Source organism: Gordonia sp. (in: high G+C Gram-positive bacteria) (assembly GCF_049647785.1).
Taxonomy (GTDB): Bacteria; Actinomycetota; Actinomycetes; order Mycobacteriales; family Mycobacteriaceae; genus Gordonia.
This window is the reverse complement of sequence record NZ_JBARYI010000041.1, coordinates 37,881-54,525: the sequence shown is the minus strand read 5'-3', so window position 1 is coordinate 54,525 and position 16,645 is coordinate 37,881. Positions and strand designations below refer to the sequence as shown.

The 16,645-nt window shown below is 63.6% G+C and carries 21 protein-coding genes; 16 read left to right on the top strand and 5 right to left on the bottom strand.

Annotation, left to right across the window (positions count from 1 at the left end; all coding sequences use genetic code 11):
• Positions 1-14: 14 nt before the first annotated feature.
• Positions 15-473, bottom strand: a complete 459-nt coding sequence (locus tag WBA38_RS06400; protein WP_424322324.1) for a hypothetical protein — start codon at positions 471-473, stop codon at positions 15-17.
• A gap of 213 nt (positions 474-686) precedes the next feature.
• Between WBA38_RS06400 and nadA the strand changes: the two genes are divergently transcribed.
• The 3 genes from nadA to WBA38_RS06385 are packed head-to-tail and all read left to right on the top strand — an operon-like array spanning position 687 to position 3,096.
• On the top strand, positions 687-1,697 hold the full coding sequence (gene nadA, locus WBA38_RS06395; RefSeq protein ID WP_424294431.1) for a quinolinate synthase NadA: 1,011 nt from the start codon (positions 687-689) through the stop codon (positions 1,695-1,697).
• Positions 1,698-1,701: 4 nt separating this feature from the next.
• Positions 1,702-2,592 carry a carboxylating nicotinate-nucleotide diphosphorylase gene (gene nadC, locus WBA38_RS06390; RefSeq protein ID WP_424294408.1) on the top strand — a complete coding sequence of 297 codons (891 nt, stop codon included), beginning with the start codon at positions 1,702-1,704 and terminating at the stop codon, positions 2,590-2,592.
• Positions 2,593-2,643: 51 nt separating this feature from the next.
• Positions 2,644-3,096 carry a GNAT family N-acetyltransferase gene (locus WBA38_RS06385; protein ID WP_424294409.1) on the top strand — a complete coding sequence of 151 codons (453 nt, stop codon included), beginning with the start codon at positions 2,644-2,646 and terminating at the stop codon, positions 3,094-3,096.
• A 15-nt stretch (positions 3,097-3,111) separates the two neighbouring features.
• Here WBA38_RS06385 and WBA38_RS06380 read toward each other — a convergent pair whose 3' ends face one another.
• Genes WBA38_RS06380 through WBA38_RS06365 form a run of 4 tightly spaced genes read right to left on the bottom strand, consistent with a single transcriptional unit; the run spans position 3,112 to position 5,567 of the window.
• The gene (locus WBA38_RS06380) at positions 3,112-3,519 is read right to left on the bottom strand and encodes a DUF1801 domain-containing protein (protein ID WP_424294410.1); all 408 of its coding nucleotides are present in this window, start codon (positions 3,517-3,519) and stop codon (positions 3,112-3,114) included.
• 46 nt (positions 3,520-3,565) lie between these two features.
• The gene (locus tag WBA38_RS06375; protein ID WP_424322323.1) at positions 3,566-4,378 is read right to left on the bottom strand and encodes an ABC transporter permease; all 813 of its coding nucleotides are present in this window, start codon (positions 4,376-4,378) and stop codon (positions 3,566-3,568) included.
• On the bottom strand, positions 4,375-5,109 hold the full coding sequence (locus tag WBA38_RS06370; RefSeq protein ID WP_424294412.1) for an ABC transporter ATP-binding protein: 735 nt from the start codon (positions 5,107-5,109) through the stop codon (positions 4,375-4,377). Before WBA38_RS06370 ends, WBA38_RS06375 begins: the two co-directional genes overlap by 4 nt.
• Positions 5,106-5,567 carry a hypothetical protein gene (locus tag WBA38_RS06365; RefSeq protein ID WP_424294432.1) on the bottom strand — a complete coding sequence of 154 codons (462 nt, stop codon included), beginning with the start codon at positions 5,565-5,567 and terminating at the stop codon, positions 5,106-5,108. Before WBA38_RS06365 ends, WBA38_RS06370 begins: the two co-directional genes overlap by 4 nt.
• A gap of 640 nt (positions 5,568-6,207) precedes the next feature.
• Between WBA38_RS06365 and hisD the strand changes: the two genes are divergently transcribed.
• The 13 genes from hisD (at position 6,208) to trpC (ending at position 16,559) form a co-directional block, all read left to right on the top strand.
• Positions 6,208-7,548 (top strand): histidinol dehydrogenase, encoded by a 1,341-nt coding sequence (gene hisD, locus WBA38_RS06360; protein ID WP_424294413.1) that lies wholly within the window; start codon positions 6,208-6,210, stop codon positions 7,546-7,548.
• Positions 7,545-8,684 carry a histidinol-phosphate transaminase gene (locus tag WBA38_RS06355; protein WP_424294414.1) on the top strand — a complete coding sequence of 380 codons (1,140 nt, stop codon included), beginning with the start codon at positions 7,545-7,547 and terminating at the stop codon, positions 8,682-8,684. Before hisD ends, WBA38_RS06355 begins: the two co-directional genes overlap by 4 nt.
• A 5-nt stretch (positions 8,685-8,689) precedes the next feature.
• Positions 8,690-9,343, top strand: a complete 654-nt coding sequence (gene hisB, locus WBA38_RS06350; RefSeq protein ID WP_424294415.1) for an imidazoleglycerol-phosphate dehydratase HisB — start codon at positions 8,690-8,692, stop codon at positions 9,341-9,343.
• Complete coding sequence (gene hisH, locus WBA38_RS06345) at positions 9,344-9,991, top strand: imidazole glycerol phosphate synthase subunit HisH (RefSeq protein WP_424294416.1); 648 nt, start codon at positions 9,344-9,346, stop codon at positions 9,989-9,991.
• A 1-nt stretch (position 9,992) separates the two neighbouring features.
• Positions 9,993-10,316 (top strand): hypothetical protein, encoded by a 324-nt coding sequence (locus WBA38_RS06340; protein ID WP_424294417.1) that lies wholly within the window; start codon positions 9,993-9,995, stop codon positions 10,314-10,316.
• The gene (gene priA, locus WBA38_RS06335; RefSeq protein WP_424294418.1) at positions 10,316-11,065 is read left to right on the top strand and encodes a bifunctional 1-(5-phosphoribosyl)-5-((5-phosphoribosylamino)methylideneamino)imidazole-4-carboxamide isomerase/phosphoribosylanthranilate isomerase PriA; all 750 of its coding nucleotides are present in this window, start codon (positions 10,316-10,318) and stop codon (positions 11,063-11,065) included. Before WBA38_RS06340 ends, priA begins: the two co-directional genes overlap by 1 nt.
• Positions 11,066-11,073: 8 nt before the next feature.
• Positions 11,074-11,886 (top strand): inositol monophosphatase family protein, encoded by an 813-nt coding sequence (locus WBA38_RS06330; protein WP_424294419.1) that lies wholly within the window; start codon positions 11,074-11,076, stop codon positions 11,884-11,886.
• A gap of 44 nt (positions 11,887-11,930) precedes the next feature.
• Positions 11,931-12,704 carry an imidazole glycerol phosphate synthase subunit HisF gene (gene hisF / locus WBA38_RS06325; protein ID WP_424294420.1) on the top strand — a complete coding sequence of 258 codons (774 nt, stop codon included), beginning with the start codon at positions 11,931-11,933 and terminating at the stop codon, positions 12,702-12,704.
• A gap of 30 nt (positions 12,705-12,734) precedes the next feature.
• Positions 12,735-13,136 carry a phosphoribosyl-AMP cyclohydrolase gene (hisI, locus tag WBA38_RS06320; RefSeq protein WP_424294421.1) on the top strand — a complete coding sequence of 134 codons (402 nt, stop codon included), beginning with the start codon at positions 12,735-12,737 and terminating at the stop codon, positions 13,134-13,136.
• A 4-nt stretch (positions 13,137-13,140) separates the two neighbouring features.
• Positions 13,141-13,320: a tautomerase family protein gene (locus WBA38_RS06315; RefSeq protein ID WP_424294422.1), complete on the top strand. Its 180-nt coding sequence runs from the start codon at positions 13,141-13,143 to the stop codon at positions 13,318-13,320.
• Positions 13,317-14,882, top strand: coding sequence for an anthranilate synthase component I (locus WBA38_RS06310; protein ID WP_424294423.1), 1,566 nt, complete (start codon positions 13,317-13,319; stop codon positions 14,880-14,882). Before WBA38_RS06315 ends, WBA38_RS06310 begins: the two co-directional genes overlap by 4 nt.
• A 13-nt stretch (positions 14,883-14,895) precedes the next feature.
• Entirely contained in the window at positions 14,896-15,612 is a 717-nt protein-coding gene (locus tag WBA38_RS06305; RefSeq protein WP_424322322.1) for a TIGR02234 family membrane protein, read from the top strand.
• Between the two features lie 128 nt (positions 15,613-15,740).
• Positions 15,741-16,559: an indole-3-glycerol phosphate synthase TrpC gene (gene trpC, locus WBA38_RS06300; RefSeq protein ID WP_424294425.1), complete on the top strand. Its 819-nt coding sequence runs from the start codon at positions 15,741-15,743 to the stop codon at positions 16,557-16,559.
• The last annotated feature ends 86 nt before the right edge of the window (positions 16,560-16,645 follow it).

The window sequence follows — 16,645 nt, the reverse complement described above, 5'->3', positions numbered from 1 at the left end:
GTCGTCACGTCGGGTCAGGGGTGGGTCACCCACGTTTGGCCGCCGCACATGATGAAGAGACCCGCAGAGTCGCGTGAAACGCTGTCGACGCGGGAATCACACGGTTCTCCGACCACGTGAACGCCACCGTCGTCGGGGCCATGGCGGAGCCAATGAGGCGTTGGCGTGCCAGAGTAGCCGCACACCAGGCTCTGTCCCGACGGGTCAACGCCGAAGGTGCGAACCTCGCTCGCCTGGCAGACACCGCCCTGGATTACTTCCGAGCCAGAGGGTTCCTCGGTGATGGTGACTGCTGGCGGTGGGGCAGGTGCTGGCGTTACCGTCACCGTCGACGGCACAGGGGGCGTTACGACTTCGGTAACTACCGCGGTCGTGGGCGCAGCTTGGGGGACGTCGTCGGTGGCCGTGTCCATGATGAGGATGGCCGCACCAGCGGCAACGGTGGCGATCAGGAGTGCAACGACCGTGGCCAACAGAGCGGTTTTCCTGCGGTGAGCCATTGTTTTTGCCCGTTCGACGTGGTCCGAGAAAACGTGTCTTCGGTAACAAGTGTTAGCATGGCTGCATGTTTTCGACCTATGGTCGAAAACCTCCGGAGCGTAGCCCCGCATCGGAGAACATGCGATGGGAGAGCAGTCGGCATGACTACTGGAACGGTGATTACTCGGACCGAGACCGACCTCGGGATGCCCGACCCGCGGCATAGCATTCCGGCCGCTTACGGTGGCGTGGAACCGAATGCAGAGTGGGCCGCAGAGATCAAGCGCCTGGCGAAGGAACGCAACGCGACGATCCTGGCGCACAACTACCAACTGCCGGCGATCCAAGATATTGCCGATCACGTCGGTGACTCGCTGGCCCTGTCGCGGATTGCGGCCGAGACCGAGGCCGACGAGATCATCTTCTGCGGCGTCCACTTCATGGCCGAAACCGCGAAGATTCTCAGCCCCAACAAGCGCGTGCTGATTCCCGATGAGCGGGCAGGCTGTTCGCTCGCTGATTCGATCACCGCCGATGAACTGCGCGAGTGGAAGGCCGACTTCCCCGACGCCATGGTCGTTTCATACGTGAACACGACCGCCGAGGTCAAGGCGCTCACAGACATTTGCTGCACCTCGTCGAATGCCGTCGACGTGGTTGCGTCGATCGATCCGAGCATCGACGTGCTCTTCCTGCCTGACCAGTTCCTGGGAGCGCACGTCAAGCGTGAAACTGGCCGCGACAACATCCACATTTGGGCGGGTGAATGCCACGTTCACGCGGGCATCAACGGTGACGAACTCACCGCGCAGACCGAGAGCCACCCGGACGCCGAACTGTTCATTCACCCCGAGTGCGGTTGTGCCACGTCTGCGCTGTACCTGTCGGGTGAGGGCATCGTGCCCGAGGAGCGGGTCAAGATCCTCTCGACGGGCGGCATGATCGACGCCGCTCGCGAAAGCGAGTCCAAGCAGGTGCTGGTGGCGACCGAGGTCGGCATGCTGCATCAGTTGCGAAAGGCTGCGCCCGAGATTGACTTCCTCGCGGTTAACGATCGTGCGGCATGCCCGTACATGAAGATGATCACCCCGGCCGCACTCCTGCGATGCCTCACCGAAGGTAAAGACGAGATTGTGTTGAGCACCGAGATCATGGATCTGGCGCGCAAGTCCGTCGAGCGCATGATCGCCATCGGCCAGCCCGGAAGCGGGGAATAGCCGCATGGGGGCCTTCATCGGACAAGAGCGGGCCACAGGCAACCTCGAGTTGATCGTCGACGATGAACTTGAGGCACTGATCCGAACGGCTCTGCTTGAGGACCTGCGGTATGGGCCTGACATCACGACCATCGCGACAGTGCCCGCCGATACCGTTGCCGAGGCGAAGATCGTTTCGCGTCAGCACGGTGTCGTCGCAGGCCTGCCGGTGGTGCGTGCCGTGTTCGACACGGTGATCGGCCCCGACAACTATGTCGTCACCGAACAGGCCGAAGACGGTTCTGTGGTGGAGCCGGGGTCGGTGGCGATGGCTCTGCGTGCGCCAGCGACATCCCTGCTGACGGCTGAGCGCACGGCGTTGAACCTGCTCTGCCACCTGTCGGGTATCGCGACAGCGACCGCCGAATGGGTGACAGCCGTCGAGGGGACCGGAGCTCAGATTCGCGACTCACGGAAGACACTGCCAGGCCTGCGCGCTCTGCAGAAGTACGCGGTCCGCGCCGGTGGCGGTGTCAATCACCGCATGGGCCTCGGCGACGCTGCGCTGATTAAGGACAACCACGTTGTCGCTGCGGGCGGCGTCGCTGCGGCTCTCGAAGCCGTACGCGCTGCCGCACCCGACATTCCGGTGGAGGTTGAGGTGGACTCGCTAGAGCAACTCGATGAGGTGTTGGCGTTGAAGCCCGCTCTGGTATTGCTCGACAACTTTGAACCCTGGGCCACGCAAATGGCTGTCCAGCGCCGCGACAATAGCGCTCCGGACACCAAACTCGAATCGTCGGGCGGACTGCGCCTTGACGTCGCGGCCGACTACGCCCGCACCGGCGTCGACTACCTCGCCGTTGGCGCTCTGACTCACTCGGTGACGGTCGTGGACTTCGGTCTCGATATGTAATTGGGCGTGTGTGAGGCTGCCTCGGGACTAATCGCCGGGCATCATCTTGGGGTGTCTCATCCCGTTCACTCGGCAGGATTAGCCGACATGGATCCGCTCGTTCTTCACGATCTGATTCGGCTCCGGATCGACACCTTTGTCGTCGAGCAGGACTGCGCGTACGCCGAACTGGACGGGCTCGACGTCGATCCGACCACGACACACCTGTGGTGCGTCGACGCGGATGGCCGGGTGACGGCCACCCGCCGGATTCTGAACCCGGACGACGGTGACAGCGCCGAGGAACCCCGAATCGGCCGGGTGTGTGTTCGCCGCGACATGCGGGGGACCGGACTCATCCAGGCGATGATGGACGCTGCCGTCGCTGTGCTCGGGGATCGTTCGAGCATCCTGTACGCCCAGAAGCATCTCGTGGGTATGTATGAGAAGTGGGGCTACCGCGCCTACGGTTCGGAGTTCGTCGAGAACGGCATTGTTCATGTGCCGATGAGGCGCGACGGTTAGTCCTTGCTGTGTGGGCTAGTCACCGTCTGTGTGGTTGGTGGCCCAGCCGCGGACAATCAACTCCCGCAACACTTCCCGGTCGACTTCGCCGAACCGCTTGAGGTACAGGCACCCTTTGCCGGTGGTGTGCGGGCCAAGCTTTTCGAGTAGATCGGCGTTAGACCCGTAGTAGGTGAGTCCGTAAAGGGTCAGCGCCTGCTTTCGTGGTGCGACGCCGACGGCAAACGTCTCATGCTTCTTGCCATCGGCCGTCGTGTACGGCTGATGACCGAAGCCGATCATGGTTCCCCACATCACCGGATCGGTGCCGGTCACCTTGCGAATCAATGCGACAGCGGCGTAAGCATCTGCGCGCCGACGTTCATCGGCAACACCGGCGAGAAAGTCGTCCACCGATGCAGCGGTCGGCTTGGTCTTGGTCATGGCTTGAGCCTAATCATCGGGTTCTGGGGTCATCGGGTGCTGGGGGTCATCGGGTTCTGCGCCGCCATCGGAGCAGGCAACAACCGAGCACGAACAACGCCAACGCAACAATGGTTGTATAGAACAGCGCGCCGTTGAGGCCCCACGGCGGAGTGAACGCCAACTCCTGACCGGTACCGAACTGTCCGTTGAGAAATGGCATGTATCCCTGCAGGGTGTAGCCCTTCGGTACCAATGCAATCGAATTCTCGACGACGAATGCCCACCCGAGCAACACCGCAGCGGTGACCACGGGTTGCCCGATGATGGCACCGACACCGACGCCAATTCCGCAGGCAGCAAAGGCGTAAAGCGGCACGGTCAACAGAAACCGCAGACCCTCTGGCGAGCCAATCGACACCGCGCCGTAAACGGTTGGGAACGCCGTCGGTAACACCAGCAGCACGACTGTCACCAGCAAAAATGAACTGACAGCGGAGAGCGATCCGTATGCCATCCACCGTGCGGCAGGGACCGTCCATATTCGGGGAAACAGGTAACGTTCCAGGTCGCCTGCCGCGCCGCGGGCCGCTCCGGCCTGCGCGGTCGCAGCGATCAGCGCCCACACCATCGCGCCGAAGATGAGGACCCAGTACACCGAATTGCTGGTCTGGACCGACGTGACCTGGATGGTCGACGACATGGTTGCGAACCGTTCGGCGACCGCCGCGATCGCAAACGTCACCACCAGCGGCATCACGATCGCGATGGGGATAGCCGCGAAGACGAGAGGCCCGCGGTTCCCGCCGAAGCGGACCAACTCGGCCCGCAGTGCACGGGTGAGGGGGCCGAGCGGACCTAGTCCAACCGCCGCGGTCATCGGATACTTCCAACCGCGGTCGGACGGATGAGATGTAGGTAGGCCGATTCAAGGTCTTCGTGAGCGCCGATGAAATCAGCAATCGGAGCGTCTGCCACCTTGCGACCGCGCTCAATCACGATCACGTCGTCGCCGGTGCGGGTCACCTCCTCGAAGAGGTGCGAGGCGATCACGATCGCGCGGCCCTCGTCGGCCAGTCCGCGCAGCAGTGTCCGCAGCCACCGGATGCCATCGATGTCGAGGCCGTTGACTGGTTCGTCGAAGATGAGGTTCGGCGGGTCAGACAGCAGCGCCGCGGCAATGCCCAGCCGTTGACGCATGCCGAGTGAATAGTCGGCGACGCGACGGTCTGCCGCGTCGGCCAGGCCAACGCGCTTGAGGACCGGGTCGATGCGGTTACCGCCGACTCCCGCGGCGGCCGCTAGCCATCGCAAGTGTCGGCGGCCGGTGTGTGACGGATTCGGGCCGCTGGGTGACCCCGCGGCATCGGCACCCAGATGCACCCCGATTGCCAATGCCGGAGCGGGTAACCGGCCAGGCGGGATCCCGTCGATGGCAACGTTGCCCTCGACGGGAAGGGCGATACCGCACATCGAGCGCAGCAACGTCGACTTGCCCGCGCCGTTACGGCCTAGAAGGTACACGAGGCGGCCATCGCGAACCTGCGTCGACACGTCGTCGAGAACTGTGGCCGATCCGTAGCGAACAGTCAGGCCGGTTGTGGAGATCATCGGTTGCAGTAGATGTTGAGCCCGACGGCCTTCACACCCTGACAGAGGGAACTTGCCGCGAGTCGCCAGTTGCCGTCAATCTTCTTGAACTCGATTGTCATGCGAATGGTGGGCCGGCCCGCCGAACCGCTGTTGAGCGTTGCAGTGACCGACGAGCCCTGCTGAACCAGGGGGCCGGTCACTTTGTTCCAGCCGAGCGGAGCGCGAAACAACCCGAGGCTGTAGACGGTGCGCGGCACCACGACCGCAGCCATACCCCCTTCGACGTTGGCGGCCTTGGCTTCATCGGAGGCCTGGGTCTCGACCAGGAACTTCACGATGTTCCCGAGATCAGTCAGGGTTGGGCGGACTGCGGTGACAGTGAAGTTGGCCCCGAGATTCGCTGGTTGCGCAGGCGTGGAGGAAGCCGGTTCGTGGACGCTCGACGAAGCAGCGGCAGCAGGCGCTTCCGCCGGAATCGGCGGCGCAGCTGGCGCGGCAGGTGCGTCCGGGTCTGCGCTCGGAGCCGCCGAACTGGCGGCCGCGGGCGCGCTCGGAGCGGGTATTGCCTGCCCGAGTTGCACCACCGTCGCGGGTGCCGCGACCGGAGCGGCATTTCTGCCGGCCATCGAGAATCCCACGACGCCGATCGACAAGATCAGTGCGGCGACCACCGCGGCGGCGCCAGCGGAGGCGAGGACCGTCGCCCAGTTGGTTGACGACGATGCTGCAGGCCCCATCAGTTTTGACGACGGTGACTGGGTTGACGGTTCCGCATCAGTTGCATCGAGAACAGGAGGAGCGATCGGCTCGGTGGGGTAGTCGTACTCGTCAGCTCGCGAGGCGTCGGTGTACATGTGTTGTCTCCTCTTGTGTTGACTCATACGGGGATTCGATCCCGAATACAGCCCATTAAAGAGCATAGGCTTACCTAACTCGAAGTCGGGCGGGCATTGCACCCCGGGTGTGACGGACGCCGCAGGGCGGAAAACGCATGCCGGACCGGTGCGGAAACCACTTGCGGTGACCGCATATCCTGGTGTTAACCAACATGCAGCGTTGGCTCTCCGGGATCGCGGAATCCCGGATCGACCAACCACAATGCGGAGTGGAGAGAACATGCTCACCCGAACCGATCTGCGGGGCACCACCCCGACGCTGAGCCAACTGCGTCGGGCCTTGCCTCGCGGCGGAACCGACGTCAACGCCGTACTTCCCACGGTGACTCCCGTCGTCGAAGCGATCGCTGAGCATGGTGCCACCGCAGCCCTCGACTACACCGAGAAGTTCGACAAAGTGCGTCCGACTTCCGTGCGTGTCCCGGCCGACGTCATCGCCCGCGCCCGCGAAGAACTCGACCCGGCCGTCACCGATGCGTTGGAGGAAGCGATTCGCCGCGCCCGACTGGTCCACGCCGACCAGCGCCGGCAGGACACTCTCACCCAGGTAGTTCCTGGCGGCACCGTCGCCGAGAAGTGGATCCCGGTCCGCCGCGTTGGCCTCTACGTCCCCGGTGGCAATGCCGTGTATCCGTCGAGCGTCATCATGAACGTTGTTCCGGCTCAAGAAGCCGGCGTCGCTTCGCTGGTGGTCGCGTCGCCGCCGCAAGCCGACTTCGGTGGTTGGCCGCATCCGACGATCCTCGCGGCGTGCGCGCTGCTCGGAGTCGAGGAAGTGTGGGCCGTCGGTGGCGCACAGGGCGTGGCCCTGCTGGCTTACGGCGGTACTGACACCAACGGTGGAATCCTGGACCCGGTCGACCTCATCACCGGCCCCGGCAATATTTACGTGACCGCGGCCAAGCGCCTGGTACGCGGCGTGGTCGGCATCGACTCGGAAGCCGGACCCACTGAGATCGCGATCCTCGCCGACGACTCCGCCGACCCGGCGGTCGTCGCTTCCGACCTCGTCAGCCAAGCCGAACACGATGTGCTCGCGGCCTCGGTGCTCGTCACCGACAGCGAAGCTCTGGCCGACGCGGTCGACAAAGCCGTCGCAACGGCAGCAGTCAACACCAAGCACTCCGAGCGAGTGCAGACCGCACTGGCCGGCCCGCAGTCGGGAATCGTGCTGGTCGACGATGTCGATGCCGGACTGAAGGTGGTCGACGCCTACGCGGCCGAACACCTCGAAATCCAGACGCGTGACGCGCAGGCGGTCGCTGATCGAGTTACCAGTGCGGGCGCGATCTTTGTCGGCACCTATTCGCCGGTCAGCCTCGGCGACTACAGCGCGGGCTCCAACCACGTTCTCCCGACGTCGGGTTCGGCGAAGTACGCGTCGGGCCTCTCGGTACAGACCTTCCTGCGCGGGGTCCACGTCATTGACTACAACCGGGACGCCCTCGCCGAGATCGCTGATCGCGTGGTGACTCTGGCTAATGCCGAAGACCTCCCGGCACACGGCGAAGCCGTGCAGGCGCGGTTCGGTGCGGCAGCTAATGATCGGGGCACTAAGTGACCTCCGAGGCACCCGCGCCGGCCCCGGGCTCCGGTGTCACGCTGACCGACCTGCCGCTACGTGAATCGTTGCGCGGCAAGTCGCCGTACGGTGCACCGCAGTTGCAGGTGCCGGTCATCTTGAACACCAATGAGAATCCGCACCCGCCGAGCCAAGCCCTGATTGACGATGTCGCCAAAGCTGTTGGCGCGGCAGCCGAGGAACTGCACCGGTATCCCGATCGCGACGCCATGGGTCTTCGATCAGACCTCGCCGCCTACCTGCGCAATGCGACCGGCGTCGACCTGTCGGTCGACAATGTGTGGGCCGCGAACGGCTCCAACGAAATCCTGCAGCAGATCCTGCAGGCCTTTGGCGGGCCCGGTCGCAGCGCGATGGGCTTTGTCCCGTCGTACTCGATGCACCCGATCATCAGCGATGCCACCCAAACCGAGTGGATTCCGATTCCGCGCGCTGCGGACTTCTCCCTCGATGTGACGGCCGCGGTCGCCGCGATTGAGCAGCACCAACCCGACGTCGTCTTTGTGACCTCGCCCAACAATCCGACCGGCGGCAGCGTGCAGCTGGCCGACTTGCGCGCCATCGGTGATGCGGCACCGGGCATCGTCATCGTCGACGAGGCGTACGGCGAGTTCTCATCGCAGGCAAGCGCGGTGGAACTGATCGATGAGTATCCGGCCAAGGTCATCGTGTCGCGCACCATGAGCAAGGCCTTTGCCTTCGCGGGCGGTCGTCTCGGTTACCTCGCGGCGGCACCAGCCATGATCGAAGCGTTGCTTCTGGTACGACTGCCATATCACCTGTCGGTGGTGACGCAGGCTGCCGCGCGTGCCGCCCTGCAGCACTCCGTGGAAACCCTCGGGGGAGTCGCGGCGATCGCCGCTGAACGCGACCGCGTGGTCGCGGTGCTCACCGATCTCGGGTTCCGGGTGACACCGTCGGACGCGAACTTTGTTTTTTTCGGCGACTTCGCCGACGCCGCAGCAAGCTGGCAGCGGTACCTCGACCGCGGCGTCCTGATCAGGGATGTCGGCATCGAGGGCCACCTGCGTGCGACTATTGGATTACCCGCCGAGAACGACGCCTTCCTCAAGGTGAGCGCCGAACTGGCCGAAACAGACCGAAAGCAGCAGTAGCAGCCGTGACCACAGCCCAGCCCACCAGCGGAAACCCGCGCATTGCGCGCGTCGAGCGAACCACTCGGGAATCGTCGATTACCGTCGAGATCAACCTCGATGGCACCGGCAAGACCGACATCGACACCTCGGTTCCGTTCTTCGACCACATGTTGACGGCGTTCGGCGCGCACGGCAGTTTCGATCTGACGGTTCACGCCAAAGGCGACATCGACATCGAAGCGCACCACACCGTTGAGGACACGTGCATCGTGCTAGGACAGGCGATCGGTGAGGCGCTCGGCGATAAGAAGGGTATTCGACGTTTCGGTGACGCATGGATCCCGATGGACGAAACCCTCGCGCAGGCCATCGTCGACGTGTCGGGCCGCCCGTATTGTGTGCACTCGGGCGAACCCGAGCATCTGCTCACCGCGGTCATCGGCGGCTTCTCGGGCGGCGACAAGCCGGTCGTCTCGTACGCGACGGTCTTGAACAAGCACGTATTCGAATCGATCGCGCTTAATGCGCGGATCGCCCTGCACGTCCGTGTCCTGTATGGCCGCGACCAGCACCACATCACGGAAGCCGAGTTCAAGGCGGTGGCCCGTGCGCTGCGTGAGGCCGTTGAACCTGATCCTCGCGTCAGTGGTATCCCCTCGACGAAGGGTGCCCTGTAGATGGGCGCTGGAAACAAGAGCGTCGCGCTGCTCGACTACGGGTCGGGCAATTTACGATCGGCGCAGCGCGCATTGGAACGGGCCGGTGCCGACGTCGAGATCACCTCTGACTTTGAGACGGCCCTGAACGCTGACGGACTGCTGGTTCCCGGAGTTGGGGCCTACGCCGCCTGCATGGCTGGGCTGAAGGCCGTGCGCGGTGACCGCATCATTGGCCGTCGACTGGCCGGTGGCCGTCCGGTGCTTGGCATCTGCGTCGGGATGCAGATCCTGTTCTCCCACGGTGTCGAAGGCGGTGTCGACACACCTGGCTGTGACGAGTGGCCCGGTGCAGTGACCAGACTTGACGCGCCCGTTTTGCCTCACATGGGGTGGAACACCGTGGAGGCGCCGGCTGACACCAAACTCTTCGCGGGGATCGACGACGATGCTCGCTTCTATTTTGTGCACTCGTACGCGGTGCAGGAGTGGGGGATGGACTCGGAAGGTTCGCCGCTGACCGCGCCACAGTTGACGTGGTCCGAGCACGGCGGCCGATTCCTGGCTGCCGTCGAGAACGGGCCACTGTCGGCGACCCAATTTCATCCGGAAAAGTCGGGCGACGTGGGAGCCGAATTGCTGCGGAACTGGATGAAGGGGCTCGCCTAACGTGAGCGCGAAGAGCAGCGAGCCCAAACAGTTCTCGCCCGAAAAGTTCTCCATCGCGAAGTTGGTGTTCTACGCGCTGGGGGCCGGGACCCTCACGCTAGCGGTAATGATTCCCATCATCGTGGCGCTCGCCCGGCCGTACCCGATAGCGGCACTGTGCGTGGCGATCATGGCCATCGTCTTGATGGTGGCCGTTATTGCCCTCGTCTCACGGAAAATGACGGCCGGCATTCAACACGAAATCGACCGCCGACGAGCGGAACTGGCAACTGAGCACAGTCGTGCCGACGCGTCGGTTAACAGAAGAGAAGAGAAGCAGAACTGATGGGCATTCTGGAATTGCTCCCGGCTGTCGACGTGGTCGACGGCCAGGCGGTGCGCCTGGTGAAGGGCGAAGCCGGATCGGAAACGTCTTACGGTTCGCCGCGCGATGCGGCGTTGGCCTGGCAGCGTGACGGCGCGCAGTGGCTGCACCTGGTCGACTTAGACGCGGCCTTCGGTCGCGGTGACAACCGCGAACTCCTCGCGCAGGTAGCTGCCGAGGTTGAGGTCAACGTCGAGTTGTCCGGCGGTATCCGCGACGATGCCTCGCTGAAGGCGGCGCTCGCGACGGGATGTACCCGCGTCAATTTGGGGACTGCAGCGATTGAGAACCCCGAGTGGTGTGCCCGGGCGATCGCCGAATACGGCGACAAGATTGCCGTGGGACTCGATGTCACCAGCGATGGCGATTCCTACACCGTCCGTGGGCGAGGCTGGGTCACCGAGGGTGGCGACCTGTGGGAGACCCTTGAGCGCCTCAATAACGACGGTTGCGCTCGCTACGTGGTGACCGACGTCAGCAAGGACGGCACCCTGACCGGACCCAATCTGGAACTCCTTGAGCAGGTCGCTCGCGCCACTGATTCGCCCGTCGTGGCGTCGGGCGGCATCTCGAAGGTTGACGATCTCCTCGCGATCGCTGAACTGACCGGGCTCGGGGTAGAGGGCGCCATTATCGGTAAAGCCCTCTACGCAGGTCGTTTCACATTGCCAGAAGCACTCGACGCGGTGGCAGCTGCCAGTACCCGGTGAGCACTTCGATGATCGATCGCCTCGACCTGCCGGCGCTGATGGGGATTGCCGAAGCAGTCCTTGATGAGGTGACCGGTGTGTTCGTTGACGGTTTGGGATCACCTGGCATCCACATCAAGGGCGTCGGAGATTTTGCGACCGATGTTGACTTGGCGCTCGAGAATCGAATCGGCAACCTGTTGGAGCGGCGGACCGGCATTGAGGTGCACGGTGAAGAGTTTGGTGGATCGGCACCGGACAAAGGGACCATGTGGATTTTGGACCCGATCGACGGCACCTTCAACTATTCGGTCGGCATGCCGATGGCGGCCATGCTGTTGGCTTTGACCGTCGACGGGGAGCCGGTCCTCGGTCTCACCAGAATTCCGTTGTTCGGGCAGTCCTATGCCGGGCACGTCGGCGGGCCGCTGCTAGTGAACGGTGTGGCGATCCCACCGGTGCCCGACAGTCCGCTACAAACGGCCGTCATCGGTTTCGGCGCGTTCAACGCGAAAGCTGGCGGACGCTATCCGGGCGCGGCGCGGGCCGAATTGCAGCGGCGTTTGAGCTACCGAGCTGGCCGACTCCGGATGACGGGGTCTAACGGCATTGACGTCGCTTATGTGGCAGCTGGCGTCTTTGGTGGCGCGGTCTCGTTCAGCACTAAGGCGTGGGACAACGCTGCAGGTGCCGCGCTCGTCCGTGCTGCGGGCGGGCTGGCGACCGACCTCGCAGGCAACCCGTGGACCGTGCATTCCAAGTCGCTGGTAACCGGCAATCGTCTCCTTCATGGAGAATTGCTCAGTGTGGTCGCCGAAGCCATGCCCGGACTCGGTGACTGACCAATTTTTCATTTCAGCATTAATTCAAACAAGGAGCCCCACCCGTGACCGTGGCAGTTCGCGTCATCCCGTGCCTGGACGTCGACGACGGCCGGGTGGTTAAAGGTGTCAATTTTGAGAATCTCCGCGACGCCGGAGACCCGGTGGAACTCGCGGCCCGCTATGACGCCGAAGGTGCCGACGAACTGACTTTCCTGGATGTCACGGCTTCCAGTTCCGGCCGCGGCACCATGCTCGACGTGGTCCGGCGCACCGCCGACGCTATTTTTATCCCGTTGACGGTCGGCGGTGGTATTCGTACCGTCGATGATGTCGATGTGATGTTGCGTGCCGGTGCCGACAAAGTCAGCGTCAACACGGCTGCGATTGCCCGTCCGGAAGTCCTTTCGGAAATGAGCGGGCGGTTCGGCTCGCAGTGCATCGTCCTTTCGGTCGATGCGCGGACCGTTCCGGAAGGTAACGCGGCAACACCGTCGGGCTGGGAGGTCACCACTCACGGCGGTCGTCGCAGTACCGGCATTGATGCCGTGGAATGGGCGCTGCGTGGACAAGAGTTGGGTGTGGGGGAGATCCTGCTGAACTCAATGGACGCCGACGGCACCAAGGCCGGTTTCGACTTGAGAATGATTGAGGCGGTCCGAGCGGCCGTCACCATCCCGGTGATCGCCAGCGGCGGCGCAGGCAAGGTCTCCGACTTTGCCCCCGCGGTGCACGCCGGTGCCGATGCGGTTCTGGCTGCGTCGGTGTTCCACTTTGGCGATATGACTATCGGCGAGGTGAAAGCGGCGATGGCCGCCGATCACATCATCGTCCGCTGACGCACCCTTCACGCAGGAAAGAGGAAACCCATGGCTCTGCCAGCAGAGTTAGCCGCTTCGCTGAAACGTAATGATGACGGACTGTTTGCGGCGATCGCGCAGGAACGGTCCACCGGCATCGTGCTGATGATGGCGTGGATGGACGATGAAGCGCTTGAGCGCACCCTTGCTACCCGCCAGGCCACCTATTTTTCGCGGTCGCGGCAGTCGTATTGGGTTAAGGGCGAGACTAGTGGGCACACGCAGTACGTGCACGACATCCGCGTCGATTGCGACGGTGACACCGTGTTGTTGACGGTCGACCAGGTGGGCGCGGCTTGCCACACCGGTAATCACAGTTGTTTCGACACGGTGCCGCTGAGGTTCCAGGATGCGGGGCCCGTCGATGCGCCCGATCTCAATGCTGCTGTTTTTAACCAAGAGGGACGGTGAGCCGATGCCGCTGATTCAGATTTCTCAGACGCCGGGATTGTCGGATCGGGTGAAGCGCGAGACGATCGCCGCTGTGACCGAGGCCTACGCCAAGGCGACGGGTAAGAACCCGGATTCGGTGTGGGTGACGATTACTGAAGTCCCCGGCCAACATTGGGGTGTGGGCGGGGAGCCGATCGGATGACCGCCGGAACAACGTCGCTCGAAACTTTCCTCGACTTGGCTGTCGATCATCGGGTAGTTCCGGTGACGCGGACGGTGCTCGCCGATTCGGAGACGCCGCTGTCGGCTTATCGGAAGTTAGCGGGCGAGCGAAGCGACGGGGGGACGTTGACTCTGCGCGATGGAACGTTCTTGCTGGAGTCGGCGCCGAATGGTGAGTCGTGGTCGCGGTGGTCGTTTATCGGCGCGGGTACCCGGTCTGCGCTGACCGTGGTGGACGACGAAGCGCATTGGTGGGGCGACGCTCCGGCTGGTGCACCGGTTGGCGGGGATCCGGTTCAGGCGCTCGCTGAATCATTGCGACTCCTGCATACCGAGCCTCTCGCCGACATGCCGCCGTTGACGGGCGGGTTTGTTGGTTTTATGGCCTACGATTTTGTGCGCCGTCTGGAACGTCTGCCGGAGACCACTATCGACGACCTTGGCCTGCCGGATATGTTTTGGCTGTTGGTTGCCGATCTCGCGGCTTTCGACCACCACGAGGGCACCATCACGCTGATCGCCAACGCTGTCAACTGGGATGGTAGTGACGCCAATGCCGAGGTGGCCTACAACGATGCGGTCGCCCGTCTGGATGCGATGACTGCGGCGCTGGCGGCACCGGATCCGTCGACTGTTTCGACTTTTGATCGGCCCACGCCGGACTATCGGTCGCAGCGTTCACTCGATGACTACCGCGAGATTGTCGCAGGCTTGGTCGGTGAGATCGAGGCCGGTGAGGCCTTCCAGGTGGTGCCGTCGATGCGTTTCGAAATCGATACGGTCGCCGATCCGCTCGATGTGTACCGGGTTCTGCGGGCGTCAAATCCGAGTCCGTACATGTATTTTCTGCAGATGCCGGGAATTGGCCGGGATTCGTTCTCGATCGTTGGCTCGTCACCGGAAGCCCTCGTTACCGTGACCGACCGGGTCGCGACCACCCACCCGATCGCGGGTACTCGGTGGCGCGGGGCAACCGACGAGGAAGACCGCTTGCTTGCCAAGGGGTTGTTGGAGGACGAGAAAGAGAATTCCGAGCACCTGATGCTCGTTGACCTTGGACGAAACGACCTCGGTCGCGTCTGTGAGCCGGGCACGGTTCGGGTGAACGACTATCGCCGTGTTGAGCGCTACAGCCACGTGATGCATCTGGTGTCGACGGTTTCGGGGACTTTGCAGGATGATCGCGGTGCACTCGACGCGGTGACCGCGTGCTTCCCGGCGGGAACTCTGACGGGCGCGCCGAAGGTGCGGGCGATGGAGTTGATCGAAGCTAACGAGATCACGCGTCGCGGACTGTACGGCGGCGTCGTCGGCTACCTCGATTTCGCGGGCAACGCTGACACCGCGATCGCTATTCGGACTGCCCTGATGTCGGGCAGCACCGCGTATGTGCAGGCCGGTGGAGGCGTGGTCGCCGATAGCGACGCCGAGTATGAGTTCAATGAAGCCACGAATAAGGCCTCGGCGGTACTGGCCGCAGTCGCTGCTGCCGGAACGATGGAGACCGTTGCGGGTGCCAGCGCTGCGGACCCTCAGGAATAGGTAGGAAACGAAAATGAGCGATTCACAACCGGCGACTGCGACCGAATTGGCCGCTGCGGAGGAAGCAGCGGCAAAGTCGAAGAACCGCCGTCTGCAGTTGATCGCGTCACTGCTGATTTTGCTGGCGGCACTGGGATTGTGGGCGGCCTCGCGAATGACGTGGGCGACTATCTTGGTGAAGCCTGATCTCGGTCCCGGTGTCGACATTCCCGTGCGCGGATCGGATTGGAGTCCGTGGCTGGTGCCGGTGGCGTTGGCGATGGTTGCCGCGGTTATTGCACAGTTCGCGGTCCGTGGTTGGGCCTTGCGAATCGTGGCGATCCTGGTTGCCCTTGGCGGTGTCTTGGCCCTGTTCCCGGCGATTTCGCTGCTGACTGAGGGCCAGGACAATCTCTTCATTACCAAGATGGTCGACGTGCCCGCTCGGGCCGCGTTCTTCGGCATCCCGATCGAGTCCACGCCGGGCTATCTCGTTATCGCGTCGGCGATCTGCGCGATCGTCGGTGCCATCGCGATGGCGCGTACGGCACGCAAGGACGCGATGTCGTCGAAGTACTCGTCGCCGGCGGCCCGCCGGGAAGAACTCGAACGTCAGGTTTTCGCGGCGCGCGACCGTGCTGCTGCCGCAGACCAGGCGGCCCCGAGTGAGCGAATCATGTGGGATTCGCTCGACGAGGGTCTTGATCCGACGGACGATGGCATCGATGACGAGCCCGGGTCGGCCAAGTAGTTGGCGTTGACGAGTCACGTTTGAGTCCGATATCACCTGCACCGTGCGTACCGGAAGTGACCCCGGCCTCCCTGTTGTGGGCCGCGATGCTTACTCTTGAAGGCACGTAAGGAAAGGGGCCGATTGCCGTGACCAATCAGTCAGTGCTCGATTCGATCATCGAGGGAGTCAAGGCTGACGTCGCCGCGCGCGAAGCGATCCTCGATCTCTCCGCCGTAAAGCAGGCAGCCGCAGCCGCACCGGCACCGCGCAATGCGATGGCCGCACTCAGCCAGTCCGATATCGCCGTCATCGCCGAGGTTAAGCGGTCGAGCCCGTCGAAGGGTCAGCTCGCGAACATTCCCGATCCCGCCGAACTGGCCAAGGCCTACGAGGATGGCGGTGCCCGCATCGTCAGTGTCTTGACTGAGGAACGCCGATTCGGCGGCTCGCTCGCGGACTTGGATGCGGTCCGTGCGGCCATCAACATTCCGATTCTTCGGAAAGACTTCATCGTCGGGCCGTACCAAATTCATGAGGCACGGGCGCACGGCGCGGACGTTATCTTGCTGATCGTCGCGGCGCTGGAACAGCCGGTGTTGGCCTCGTTGCTCGATCGCACCGAGTCGTTGGGCATGACTGCCCTCGTGGAAGTCCACACGGAGGAAGAGGCCGACCGGGCGCTGGAAGCCGGTGCCAAGGTGGTGGGCGTTAATGCCCGTAACCTGAAGACTCTTGAGGTCGATCGCGATGCTTTCGCACGGATCGCGCCGGGACTGCCGTCGAGTGTGATTAAGGTTGCCGAGTCCGGGGTTCGTGGCCCTGCCGATCTCCTCGCCTATGCCGGTGCCGGTGCCGACGCCATCCTGGTTGGCGAGGGCGTCGTTACCAGCGGGGACCCGCGGCTGGCTGTCGCGGACCTGGTAACTGCGGGCTCGCATCCGTCGTGCCCGAAGCCGTCCCGCTAACTAAACCCACTTCGCAGCTCCCTCTTCTCAGCATTCCGGTTGTCCTTCGGGCAACCGGAAATTGAGTTGCTGCCCGGATCGAACGA